Source organism: Corynebacterium imitans (genome assembly GCF_000739455.1).
Classification (GTDB): domain Bacteria; phylum Actinomycetota; class Actinomycetes; order Mycobacteriales; family Mycobacteriaceae; genus Corynebacterium; species Corynebacterium imitans.
This window is the reverse complement of record NZ_CP009211.1, coordinates 684,118-697,045: the sequence shown is the minus strand read 5'-3', so window position 1 is coordinate 697,045 and position 12,928 is coordinate 684,118. Positions and strand designations below refer to the sequence as shown.

Annotated in this window: 7 protein-coding genes, 3 rRNA genes and 1 other RNA gene; all 11 read right to left on the bottom strand. The window is 58.2% G+C overall.

Annotated features, from left to right (window positions below; all coding sequences use genetic code 11):
- Positions 1-343: 343 nt before the first annotated feature.
- Positions 344-461 (bottom strand): 5S ribosomal RNA (gene rrf / locus CIMIT_RS03150).
- A 181-nt stretch (positions 462-642) separates the two neighbouring features.
- Positions 643-3,727, bottom strand: a 23S ribosomal RNA gene (locus CIMIT_RS03145).
- A 517-nt stretch (positions 3,728-4,244) separates the two neighbouring features.
- Positions 4,245-5,763: ribosomal RNA gene (locus CIMIT_RS03140) — 16S ribosomal RNA — on the bottom strand.
- Together the 16S, 23S and 5S rRNA genes form the textbook arrangement of a ribosomal RNA operon.
- Before the next feature lie 625 nt (positions 5,764-6,388).
- Positions 6,389-7,144 (bottom strand): iron ABC transporter ATP-binding protein, encoded by a 756-nt coding sequence (locus CIMIT_RS03135; RefSeq protein WP_038589027.1) that lies wholly within the window; start codon positions 7,142-7,144, stop codon positions 6,389-6,391.
- Entirely contained in the window at positions 7,141-8,172 is a 1,032-nt protein-coding gene (locus CIMIT_RS03130; RefSeq protein WP_038589022.1) for an iron chelate uptake ABC transporter family permease subunit, read from the bottom strand. The genes CIMIT_RS03135 and CIMIT_RS03130 overlap by 4 nt, the downstream gene beginning before the upstream one ends.
- Positions 8,165-9,148: an ABC transporter permease gene (locus tag CIMIT_RS03125; protein ID WP_038589016.1), complete on the bottom strand. Its 984-nt coding sequence runs from the start codon at positions 9,146-9,148 to the stop codon at positions 8,165-8,167. The genes CIMIT_RS03130 and CIMIT_RS03125 overlap by 8 nt, the downstream gene beginning before the upstream one ends.
- 3 nt (positions 9,149-9,151) lie before the next feature.
- The gene (locus CIMIT_RS03120) at positions 9,152-10,171 is read right to left on the bottom strand and encodes a siderophore ABC transporter substrate-binding protein (RefSeq protein WP_038589011.1); all 1,020 of its coding nucleotides are present in this window, start codon (positions 10,169-10,171) and stop codon (positions 9,152-9,154) included.
- Positions 10,172-10,375: 204 nt separating this feature from the next.
- Positions 10,376-10,759, bottom strand: a transfer-messenger RNA (tmRNA) gene (ssrA, locus tag CIMIT_RS12305).
- A gap of 69 nt (positions 10,760-10,828) precedes the next feature.
- A complete protein-coding gene (locus CIMIT_RS03115) occupies positions 10,829-11,485 on the bottom strand; it encodes an SDR family oxidoreductase (protein ID WP_038589005.1) in 657 nt (218 codons plus the stop codon).
- 26 nt (positions 11,486-11,511) lie between these two features.
- Entirely contained in the window at positions 11,512-12,009 is a 498-nt protein-coding gene (smpB, locus tag CIMIT_RS03110; protein ID WP_038589000.1) for an SsrA-binding protein SmpB, read from the bottom strand.
- Between the two features lie 16 nt (positions 12,010-12,025).
- Complete coding sequence (gene ftsX / locus CIMIT_RS03105) at positions 12,026-12,928, bottom strand: permease-like cell division protein FtsX (RefSeq protein WP_038588995.1); 903 nt, start codon at positions 12,926-12,928, stop codon at positions 12,026-12,028.

The window sequence follows — 12,928 nt, the reverse complement described above, 5'->3', positions numbered from 1 at the left end:
GTGGAATGATGTTGCTTCGGGTTTCCGCCGACCAGGCGAAACACGGTTGTAATGCGGGCTCGTGACACAATGATTCCACTCCCCCTGGGGTGTCGGCCCACGCCCACACACCCCGGGCATGGCAACAGCACCCCGCAGACCACGATCCGGTGGTGTGGTGGAATGATGTTGTAATCGAATTCCCGCCACCAGGGCAAACACCGCTGAACCGCGCGCTTATTACAAACTCATTCCACCCCCCTGGGGGTGTCGGCCCACGGCCACGCACCCCGGGGCATGACAAAAGGCACCCCGCCTGGGACCGTACAGGGTCCAAGGCGGGGTGCTGTGTTTGAAGTTGTTGGGTCGGCGGTAACCTACTCTCCCACACCCTCCCGAGTGCAGTACCATCGGCGCGGGCGGGCTTAGCTTCCGGGTTCGGAATGGGACCGGGCGTTTCCCCGCCGCCATCAACCACCGACACACCTTTGGGGGCATGCCAGTCAACCAGTGTTGTTGGTTGTTGGTGACACAATATTTTCTTATTGCATGTGTTGACACACGAGTGTGTTGTGTCAGTGACTGCACAGTGGACGCGAATGCTTTTGTTGTTTCACACGGTTTGATGTGTTTACCAAGACCACGTGTGTTGTGGTTGGGGTTGTTGTTTGATATTTGGTGGATTAGTACCAGTCACCTCCACACATTACTGTGCTTCCAGTTCCGGCCTATCAACCCAGTCGTCTACTGGGCACCTCAAATGAAACCTCATCTTAAAACAGGCTTCCCGCTTAGATGCTTTCAGCGGTTATCCCTCCCGTACGTAGCCAACCAGCAATGCTCCTGGCGGAACAACTGGCACACCAGAGGTACGTCCGTCCCGGTCCTCTCGTACTAGGGACAGCCTTCTTCAAGTTTCAACGCGCGCGGCGGATAGAGACCGAACTGTCTCACGACGTTCTGAACCCAGCTCGCGTGCCGCTTTAATGGGCGAACAGCCCAACCCTTGGGACCTACTCCAGCCCCAGGATGCGACGAGCCGACATCGAGGTGCCAAACCATCCCGTCGATATGGACTCTTGGGGAAGATCAGCCTGTTATCCCCGGGGTACCTTTTATCCGTTGAGCGACACCACATCCACAAGTAGGTGCCGGATCACTAGTCCCGACTTTCGTCCCTGCTCGACTTGTAAGTCTCGCAGTCAAGCTCCCTTGTGCACTTACACTCACCACCTGATTGCCAACCAGGCTGAGGGAACCTTTGGGCGCCTCCGTTACATTTTGGGAGGCAACCGCCCCAGTTAAACTACCCACCAGGCACTGTCCCCAACCCAGATCATGGGCCAAGGTTAGATATCCACTACGGTCAGAGTGGTATTTCAACAACGACTCCACAACCACTAGCGTRGCCGCWTCAWMGTCTCCCACCTATCCTACACAAACCGCACCGAATGCCAATACCAAGCTATAGTGAAGGTCCCGGGGTCTTTTCGTCCTGCCGCGCGAAACGAGCATCTTTACTCGTACTGCAATTTCACCGGGCCTGTGGTTGAGACAGCAGGGGAGTCGTTACGCCATTCGTGCAGGTCGGAACTTACCCGACAAGGAATTTCGCTACCTTAGGATGGTTATAGTTACCACCGCCGTTTACTGGGGCTTAAATTCTCCGCTTCGACCACAAAGGCCTAACAGGTCCTCTTAACCTTCCAGCACCGGGCAGGCGTCAGTCCGTATACATCAACTTAACCGTCTTCGCACGGACCTGTGTTTTTGATAAACAGTCGCTCCCCTCTCTTCTCTGCGACCCACACCAGCAACCACACGCAAAACATGGCAACCAGCATGGGTCCCCCTTCTCCCGAAGTTACGGGGGCATTTTGCCGAATTCCTTAACCACAGTTCACCCGACCGCTTCAGTATTTTCTACCTGACTACCTGTGTCGGTTTCGGGTACGGGCCGTATACACACATCGCTAGAGGCTTTTCTCGGCAGCATAGGATCACCAACATCACCCAAMMATGGGCTACGCATCACGCCTCACACATTTGACAGCGGCATTTCACACACTGTCGTGCCACACGCTTACACCACACACCAACCGGTGGCTTGGCTACCTTCCTGCGTCACCCCATCACTTGACTACCACGGATCAGGCCCCACGCATCACACCAACCCAGGGCAACAAAGTCACCCAATGGCCAGTGTTCAGGGTGGTTAGTCTCACCGCTTCATCACTTGGCGCGCATACACGGGTACGGGAATATCAACCCGTTMACCATCGACTACGCCTGTCGGCCTCGCCTTAGGACCCGACTCACCCTGGGAAGACGAACTTGACCCAGGAACCCTTAGTCATCCAGCGGTAAGGATTCTCACCTTACACTCGTTACTCATGCCTGCATTCTCACTCGCACACAGTCCACAACTCCTCACGGTACTGCTTCACACCATGCACGACGCTCCCCTACCCAACAATCACAAGGATTATTGCCGCGGCTTCGGCGGTGTACTTGAGCCCCACTACATTGTCGGCGCAGAACCACTCGACCAGTGAGCTATTACGCACTCTTTCAAGGATGGCTGCTTCTAAGCCAACCTCCTGGCTGTCTTCGCGATCCCACATCCTTTTCCACTTAGTACACCCTTAGGGGCCTTAACCGGCGATCTGGGCTGTTTCCCTCTCGACTATGAAGCTTATCCCCCACAGTCTCACTGCTATACACACTTACACCGGCATTCGGAGTTTGGCTGATGTTGCTAAGATGATAGTCCCGCTCAACCAACCAGTMGCTCTACCTCCGGCAAGCTAAACATATAACGCTGCACCTAAATGCATTTCGGGGAGAACCAGCTATCACGGAGTTTGATTGGCCTTTCACCCCTACCCACAACTCATCCCCGCAGTTTTCAACCTACGTGGGTTCGCGCCTCCACAACCTCTTACAGCTGCTTCACACTGGCCATGGGTAGATCACCCCGCTTCGGGTCCAGGACATGCCACTAAAMACACCCAACTAGGATTCGCTTTCGCTACGACTACCCCWYCAYWCGGGTTAACCTCGCGACATGCCGCTGACTCGCAGGCTCATTCTTCAAAAGGCACGCCATCACACACAACAAYGGTGCTCTGACGGATTGTAAGCGCACGGTTTCAGGAACTCTTTCACTCCCCTCCCGGGGTACTTTTCACCATTCCCTCACGGTACTMTTCACTATCGGTCACACTTAGTATTTAGGCTTACCGGGTGGTCCCGGCAGATTCACAGCAGATTCCACGAGCCCGCTGCTACTCGGGGMTAACAACAACGCAYATKCRACRMATATTCGCGTACGGGACTCTCACCCACTCCGGTACACCATCCCAARYRACTTCCGCTTACACGCACACACACGCACCCAGATGGCAGCCTRGRTCCATTGCACCCCACAACCCCACACACGCAACCCCTGCCAGGTCTCACACGCACATGGTTTAGCCTCATCCACGTTCGCTCGCCGCTACTAGCAGAATCACAATTGTTTTCTTCTCCTACGGGTACTGAGATGTTTCACTTCCCCGCGTCAACCCCCACACAGACTATGCATTCATCTGCGGGTAACACCACACAACCGGTGCTGGGTTTCCCCATTCGGACATCCTCGGATCAACGCTTTGTTGACAACTCCCCGAGGCATAACGCAGCCTCACACGTCCTTCATCGGCTAAGCATGCCAAGGCATCCACCGTACGCCCTGAATAACCAAACAAATTACCCAACACGATACAAACACACACCACCTCRCCACMMAAMAGCRGCAGACAGCATGCGCAGATACACAAAACACTTACAAACGATCTTGCAAACACAAAACATTGCAAAACACAAAAATAAATCAACCCACACCCCACMMAAACAATGCGGAGCATGGAAAGAAGAAAGATGCTCGCGTCCACTATACAGTTCTCACACAACACACCCACACCACAACAACCACACACCAACCAGGGCGCATGATCATTCACGTGCAGGCCAACAAGACAACCACAACCACACCAACCGGCGTAGCTCATTGTGTGCTGCCCCAGACACCCAACAGCATGCCAACATACCCAAAACAATGTTTGTGAAGCTTGGTTACCACCCAGGTCTGCTACGCAGKSMMTCYRTGYMCTGCGGRTRYGCATCCACCCGGAWTTYMAAAYAMTWWTYGGTGGCAGTCACACACTCGGCGACTCAACCACCACACGTCCCACAACCGTGGGCACATTAAAAAAGCTCCTTAGAAAGGAGGTGATCCAGCCGCACCTTCCGGTACGGCTACCTTGTTACGACTTCGTCCCAATCGCCGATCCCACCTTCGACCACTCCCTAACAMGTTTGGGCCATGGGCTTCGGGTGTTACCAACTTTCATGACGTGACGGGCGGTGTGTACAAGGCCCGGGAACGTATTCACCGCAGCGTTGCTGATCTGCGATTACTAGCGACTCCGACTTCATGGGGTCGAGTTGCAGACCCCAATCCGAACTACGACCGGCTTTCAGCGATTAGCCCACCCTCACGAGCTCGCAAACGCGTTGTACCGACCATTGTAGCATGTGTGAAGCCCTGGACATAAGGGGCATGATGATTTGACGTCATCCCCACCTTCCTCCGAGTTAACCCCGGCAGTCTCTCATGAGTCCCCAACCAAATGCTGGCAACATAAGACAAGGGTTGCGCTCGTTGCGGGACTTAACCCAACATCTCACGACACGAGCTGACGACAACCATGCACCACCTGTACACCAGCCACAAAGGGAAGCTACATCTCTGCAGCGATCCGGTGTATGTCAAGCCCAGGTAAGGTTCTTCGCGTTGCATCGAATTAATCCACATGCTCCGCCGCTTGTGCGGGCCCCCGTCAATTCCTTTGAGTTTTAGCCTTGCGGCCGTACTCCCCAGGCGGGGCGCTTAATGCGTTAGCTACGGCACGAACCCCGTGGAAGGGACTCACACCTAGCGCCCACCGTTTACGGCATGGACTACCAGGGTATCTAATCCTGTTCGCTCCCCATGCTTTCGCTCCTCAGCGTCAGTTACTGCCCAGAGACCTGCCTTCGCCATCGGTGTTCCTCCTGATATCTGCGCATTCCACCGCTACACCAGGAATTCCAGTCTCCCCTACAGCACTCAAGTTATGCCCGTATCGCCTGCAACCCCGCAGTTAAGCTGCGGTATTCCACAAACGACGCGACAAACCACCTACGAGCTCTTTACGCCCAGTAATTCCGGACAACGCTCGCACCCTACGTATTACCGCGGCTGCTGGCACGTAGTTAGCCGGTGCTTCTTCTCAACCTACCGTCACAAAAGCTTCGTCGGTTGCGAAAGGAGTTTACAACCCGAAGGCCGTCATCCCCCACGCGGCGTCGCTGCATCAGGCTTGCGCCCATTGTGCAATATTCCCCACTGCTGCCTCCCGTAGGAGTCTGGGCCGTATCTCAGTCCCAATGTGGCCGTACACCCTCTCAGGCCGGCTACCCGTCGACGCCTTGGTAGGCCATTACCCCACCAACAAGCTGATAGGCCGCGAGCTCATCCCATACCGCAAAAGCTTTCCACAACCCCATCCAAGAGATCGTCATATCCGGTATTAGACCCAGTTTCCCAAGCTTATCCCGAAGTACAGGGCAGATCACCCACGTGTTACTCACCCGTTCGCCACTCGAGTACCGAAGCAAGCTTCGGCCTTTCCGTTCGACTTGCATGTGTTAAGCACGCCGCCAGCGTTCATCCTGAGCCAGGATCAAACTCTCCACAAAAACAAATGTTTCAGCAAGAAACAAGGCCGTGAAAAGCCTGAAAACCTAACCAAAAACAAACCAACCCACACCACAAAAACTGCAATGCAGGACTGGCAAATCCTCAAATTACTGTTTATAAACCGGCCCTCACCCGACGAGGGAAAACAAGGACCGGCAAAACAAAAATAGTTACAAAATAACGCGAATCACATCACGCACCAAGCAACCAGCAAAACACCACCCAAAATTAGAGATTCAAGGGCAGCACCACCGGCACACACCAACCACACCCACACAGGGCACAGCCAGCACAACCAGGCACGCAACCAATCCACAAACAAAAGTACATTGGCACACTATCGAGTTCTCAAACAACACACGCACACCCGCACCAACCAGTTCACAACCAATCAGCGCTAAGCAGCGGATCTCAACGTTACACACAAGGTAAACAAAAGTCAAAATCGAGAACAACCCCGACCAAACAACCTGCAAACCAAGCCTGCAACACTGTGAAATTATCTCGTTCCCACTGCGACTTACTCGCTCGCGGCAACGAGAAAATACTTAACCATCTTCACAACAAACACGCAAACCCCCAGCGCAGTGGGGGTTTTCAAGCGAGCAAAGCGATCGATAAGCGTTAGTGGTACGTCGCCAATGGCCCGTGTGGGCCCTCGATGACTTTCACCGGCGTATTGAAAATCTTGGTTAACAACTCATCTCGCATGATCTCGTCCGGCGTGCCGAAGGCGGCGATCTGGCCGTCTTTGGCCGCGCAGATGTAGTCCGCGTAGCGGGCGGCGAAGTTGATGTCGTGCAGCACGATAATGATCGTGCGTCCGAATTCCTTGGCCGCGGAGTACAGGTGCTTCATCATCTCCACGGAGTGGGCGATGTCGAGGTTGTTCAGTGGCTCGTCGAGAAGCACATAGTCCGTTTCCTGGCACAACACCATCGCGACGTAGGCGCGCTGGCGCTGCCCACCCGAGAGTTGGTCGAGGTAGCGGCCCTCGAGGCCGCGCAGCCCGAGGAAGTCGATGTACTTGGAGATGATCTCCTCGTCCTCCGCGTTGAGGCGGCCCTGCGTGTACGGGAAGCGGCCGAAGCCAACGAGTTGGCGCACGGTCAGGCGGGTGACAAAGTGGTTTTCCTGGCGCAGGATCGAGATGATTTTGGCCAGATCCTTGGATTTTGCGCTGGTGACATCCATGCTGCCGATTTCGACGGTGCCGGAGTCGATAGACAGCAGTCGGCCGATCATGGTGAGCAGCGTCGATTTCCCGGCACCGTTCGGCCCCACGAGTGCGGTGATACCACCCGCTGGGATCTGTATGTTGACCGGTCCGATGGCCACGTCCTCGGTGTAAGCCTTGCTTACATTGCTCAGCGTGATCACAGCCGTCCCTTCCTGAGGATGACCACCAAGAAGGTGACCCCTCCTACCAGTTCGATGATGATGGACACTACGCCCTGCGCGTAGAAGACATGATTCATGACAAAGTATGCGCCTGCCAAGATGCAGTACCCCAACAGCATTGCCATGGGGAAGATGTAGCGATGGTCGTAGGTATCGGTGAATTGGTAAGCCAGCGTGGCCACCAAGAAACCGAGGAAAGTCATCGGGCCGACCAGCGCGGTGGAGACCGCCATGAGCACGGAGACCAGCACGAGCGTAAAGACTGCGTGCTTCTTGTGCTGCACGCCGAGGTTAATCGCCACATCGCGGCCCAGGGCAAGCACGTTCAGCCTTTGCGCATTCCACGTGAGTAGCGCGACCGACACCACCACGAGCGGCACCGCCAGCGGGTAGTAGGCAGGATCGGCGTTGTTGACCGAGCCAAAGAGACGCGCGGTGAGCACGTCGAACTCGCTCGGGGTCAGCATGCGCTGCATGAACGTCGACACACTGCCCAGTCCCCCGCCGATGACGATGCCGACCAGCAGCATCGCGTGCATGTTGTTGCCCTCCCCGACGAGAAGCCAGGAATACAGCAGCAAGCTCAAACCCACCATGAGCACCAGTTGGAGCACAAACATCTGCGTGGTGTGCGCTTGCGCCAGCCCCGCCGCACCAAGAAAGTAGACCGTCGCCGTATGAATCGCGATATACAGCGACTCAAAGCCCATGATCGAGGGCGTGAGGATGCGGTTGTTCGTCACCGTCTGGAAAGACACTGTTGCGGCGGCCTGGCATACGGCCACGATCAGCATCGCTACCACTGCGGTTGACCGACGCTCCGCGATGAGCCAGTAGCCACGAGACCCGAACTCCATCGGGTTTTCGTAGCCGATCAGCCCGAAGGTAAACAGCACGGCCGCTGCCAGGAGCGCGGAGAGCACCAGCCAGTAGCGCCGCTTGCTCTTGGAGGTTTGGAACGCACCGACGTTTCGGTCCGCCCCAGCTTCGATCGTTGTATTAGCCACGACGAGTCTGCCTCACAATCAGGGCGACAAAGACCACAGCTCCGACGACGCCCAGGATCACAGACACCGGCATTTCGAAAGGCGCGATGATCGTACGCCCGAGCAAGTCACAGACAGTGACAATTCCTATGCCCAGCAGACAGACCCAGGGCAGGTTGGAGCGCAGGTCGTCGCCACGCACCATACTCACAATATTCGGCACGATCAGCCCCAGAAACGGCAGGTTGCCTACCACCACAGTTACGACACCGGCGGCGATGGCGACGAGCCCAGTACCGACGAAGACGATGCGGTTGTAGTTCAGCCCGATGTTGGTCGCGATGTCCTCGCCAAGGCCTGCGGCGGTGAGCCGGTCGGCGTAGAAGAACACGGCGATCACCACCAGCAGCACGACCCACAGCACTTCGTACTGCCCGGCGATCACGCTGGTAAACGAGCCAGCAAACCAGACTCCGAGCGATTGCAAAAGGTCGGTCTGCAGCGCCCAAAACGTCGAAATCGAACTGACCACCGCACCGAGCATGATGCCCACGATCGGCACGATCAGGCTCGAGCGCAGCGTCACTTTGCGCAGAAACGCGAAGAACACCATGGTGCCCACGAAGGCAAAAACCACGGAGAGCAGCATGCGGGCAATTATCGACGCGTCCGGCATGAACACGTACGACGCCAGCAGGCCCAGCCCCGCCCACTCGGTGGTACCAGTGGTCGTCGGTTCGACGAAGCGGTTTTGCGTGAGCATCTGCATGATCAGCCCGCTCATCGCCATCGCGGCACCGGCGAGCACGAGCGCGATTGTGCGCGGCACGCGGGTGGTTTGGAACATGGCCCACCCGTCGTCGGTGCCGAGGATGTCGTACTGGCCGACCGCCAGCGAGGCTACAAGCAGACACAGCACAACACCCACACCCACCCCGAGCTTCCAGTTCAGGAGCGCGGGGCGGGTGGGGGTGTCGGTCTGGAGCGGTGCTGTCATTGACTAAGCGTTCTCAAACTTCTCGGCGAGCTCGTTCAGGATCTCGGTGTACGTGATGATCGACTCATTAGTGTACGTGTCGTTCGGCGCAACATACACATGGTCCTCCTGAATAGCTTTCACGTTCTGCAGCGCGGCGGAATCAGAAAGCACGGTCAGCGCAGCCGGCGAGTCCTGGGTCTTGATCGCGGCGTCGCGGTCGAGTGCGAGGATCCAGTCCGGGTTGGCGCTGGCGATCGCCTCGACGGAGATGTCATCGCCCTGGTGATCGTCGGATGCGTTGTCCACCTCAAGTGCAGGGGTCATGCCGATCAGATCAAACAGCGGGCCCCACATGCGGCCGATGCCCGGAGCGACGTAACCGATCTCACCACCGGAAACGTTCACGGCCATGACCTTCTGCTCCGGGTTGTAGGCTTTCTTCGCGCGCTCGAGCGCGTCCTTGAAGTCCTGGATGGTCTTCTCCGCTTCAGCTTCCTTGCCGAAGATGGTGCCCAGCGCCTCGGTCTGGCGGATCAGCTCCGCGTCCAGGCTCTCGCCATCGCGCGGCTCGAAGTCCACAAGTACTGCGTCGGGGACGAGCTTCTCAATATCCTCGTCGTACTTTTCGAAGCGCTGCCCGGAGACAACCACGTCCGGCTCGGCAGCGACGATCGCCTCGAGGTTCGGCTCGCGGTGGTTGCCGATGTCAACGATGTCCTCATCATCAGCAATACCCGGGATCGTCACCGGCACGAGCGCACGCGCCGCCGCCACCGGCTTGACGCCCCACTCGTCCAGCAGCTCGAAGGAGCGGTTATCCAGCGCCACCACGCGCTTCGGCGGGTTCGGCACCTCCTTGGAGCCGTAGTTGTCCTCGACGGTCACGGTACCTTCGGCGCTTTCCGCCTGCGTCGCATCGCTTGCCGACGTCGCGGTGGTCTCCTCCCCACCCGTCGACTCTTCAGCCGCCGTGCAGCCTGTAATAGCGAGGGCCGCAGCGGTGATGGCCGCTGCGAGGGCGGTACGTGGGTGACGAAGCATGTAGAAAACTCCTTGTGTCGTAAAAATAAGGATAGGGTTACCTCAAAGAAACCTAGATCAGTGACCAAGGTTAGGCAACCCTCACCCCCGTGCGATTACATAATTACACTACACGCATGTTTCCTAATTCTCTGGCGGGGGTAGTGGTGAGCCAACCGGGAAAAGAATAATCCCGGCGAGTAGATACTCGCCGGGATTTCTTTACGGTGGAGCCGCCGGGAATTGAACCCGGGTCCTTCATCACCGCGCCAGGGCTTCTCCGTGCGCAGTCCGCACGCTACCTCTGCTCGGCTCTCCGGATCAGGCGGACATGTCCGGATGATGAGCCCAGTGAGTGAAAAGGAGTCCCTTCCGCGGCCCACTCACAGGCCGGGAAGGCAAGTCCCCTAAGTCGATGCCAGGTACCGGGTCGGGGACGGCCCCGGCCTGACAGACTCGCGGTCGCTAGCTCTTAGGCAGCGAGGGCGAAGTCACGCTGAGAGTTCTTCTCTGCGTTTATTGGTTGCTGCGACGCTTACGGTGGTCTCCAGCCTGCACCGGCACGCTTCCCCTGGCTTAGTCGATGAAGTCGAAACCTGAATCGACCCCATTTCAACTACGGGAACCGTAGGAGGGATTACTTTACCTCTCCTCTATTCCAACCGCAAGAACCAAGGACTATTCCATCCCGGTCGGCGTGATGCGGAGGAAGTCCACCACGGCGTCGGGGCCCGCGTCGACGGCAAGGCGGGCGGCCTTGGCTACCGACGCCGCGTCCATCTTCGGCGCGTCACCGTGAGCCGGGGCGGCGATCATGTCTGTGTTCGTACGCCCCGGATGCAGCGAGGTGATCCGGATTGCGCCTGCTTCTTCGAGGCGGAGGGCGTCGGTGAAGCCCCGCAGTGCGAATTTGGAGGCGCAGTACGCGGAGTTCTCGGGGACGCCGAAGAAGCCGGCGCCGGAGTTGATGGTGAGGAGGAGGCCACGTGAGCGTCGTAAAGCGGGCAGAAGCTCGCGGGTCAGGGTGACGGGGGCGTGGACATTGACCTCCATAGTCTCGCGCCACTGGGCCTCGCTGAGCTGGTCGAAGGGTGCCTTGTGCAGCACCCCGGCGGCGTGGATGAGCACGTCGACCTGCTCGATGCGTGCGGCTGCGCGGCACAGCGCCGCAGAATCGGTGAGGTCAACCTCGAAGGGCTCGGCGCTCGGCAGCGCAGCGACGATCTCGGAGGCATCCTTCGACGCTCCGGCGATGATGTGGTGGTCTTTGCCTAGCTCCTCGGCGATCGCGTGACCAATGCCACGCGACGCGCCGGTAATCAATGCAGTCTTCATGCGCCCCACCGTAGCGGGAAACGCCTTTAAGCCTTGATCCCCTTGAATTTGCGGCCCATGTCGCGGGCGATTTCGCGGTCCTCGGTGCGGCGCTTGATCGCGCGGCGCTTGTCGTAGTCTTGCTTGCCCTGCCCCAGGCCGAGCTCGAGCTTCGCTCGGCCGTCCTTCAGGTAGAGCGACAGGGGGATAAGCGTCTTGTTGCCGTCGCGAAGCTTGCCCGCTAGCGAGTCGATCTCGCGGCGGTGCAGCAGCAGTTTGCGGGTGCGTCGCGGCGGGTGGTTGGTCCAGTGGCCGCGCGAGTACTCGGGGATGTGCATGTTGCGCAGCCAGACTTCGCCGTTGTCGATGGTGGCGAAGGCCTCGACCAGCGACACCTTGCCCTCGCGCAGCGCCTTGATTTCCGTGCCTTGCAGCACGATGCCGGCTTCCCAGGTGTCCAAGATGGTGTAGTCATGCCGAGCTTTCCGGTTGGTCGCCAAAACCCCGGTGTTGCTCAGCTTCTTCTTTTTACTCTTCTTGGCCATAAGGAAGACCAGTCTACTACTTGCGCACGTAGGAGCGAAGCGCCACCTGCGCCGCAATCGCGCCGATAACCATCGCGCCCAGCCCCACGAGCGGCATGACGGTCCACACCGCGGAATCCGGGACGCGCGCAATCAATGCCGACGCATAGAGATCGCCCAGCATCGGATCGGCAATCGAGCGCTTGCCCACCCAGGTGAGCACGGTAGCCAGCACAGCGCCGATAAACACGGAAATCAGTGCCTCGAGAACAAACGGCGCCTGGGTAAACCAGCGGGACGCACCCACCATGCGCATGATGCCGATCTGGTCGCGGCGGTTAAAGGCGGCCAGCTGCACCATGTTCACGATCAGGAAGATCGCCGCGAGCGCCTGCGCAGCCGCCACGGTAAAGGTGACGTTGCGGAAAGTGTCCATCGTCCCGGCCGCCTCGCGCACGGTGTCGGCCTGATCAGTCACGACCGTGACCTGCGGCATGTCCGCCACCTTCTCAATCGGGGTGGTGTCGGCCGGATCCGTCAGACGCACGTGCAACGCTGCCGGCAGCGCCTCCGCAGTAGTCTCGCGCACCAGCTCCGGCTCGGATTCCTCGAAGAGCTCCTTGAAGCGTTCGAAGGACTGCTCGCGGGAGCGGAAGGTGACCTGCTCTACCCCGCTGTCCGCCTGCAGGGTGTCGCGCACTTCCTTACAGGCCTCCGAGGAACAGTCCTTATCGTTGGCCGAGATCTCCTCATCCAGCTCGATCATCACCTCGACTCGGTCGAGGTACAGGTCCTTCGTGTCCGAAGTCGCCTGGGAAATCAGGATGCCGGCGCCGACGAGCACGAGCGACAGCGCGGTGGTGATCACCAGCGCGATCGTCATCGTGATGTTGCGACCCAAGCCGCGGAACCCCTCGCGGAAAATAAAGTTCCAGTTCAT

Coding starts and splice junctions, on each gene's coding strand:
- CIMIT_RS03125 (WP_038589016.1), bottom strand. CDS start 9,148: ATGACAGCACCGCTCCAGACCGACACCCCCACCCGCCCCGCGCTCCTG.
- CIMIT_RS03120 (WP_038589011.1), bottom strand. CDS start 10,171: ATGCTTCGTCACCCACGTACCGCCCTCGCAGCGGCCATCACCGCTGCG.
- CIMIT_RS03115 (WP_038589005.1), bottom strand. CDS start 11,485: ATGAAGACTGCATTGATTACCGGCGCGTCGCGTGGCATTGGTCACGCG.
- smpB (WP_038589000.1), bottom strand. CDS start 12,009: ATGGCCAAGAAGAGTAAAAAGAAGAAGCTGAGCAACACCGGGGTTTTG.
- ftsX (WP_038588995.1), bottom strand. CDS start 12,928: ATGAACTGGAACTTTATTTTCCGCGAGGGGTTCCGCGGCTTGGGTCGC.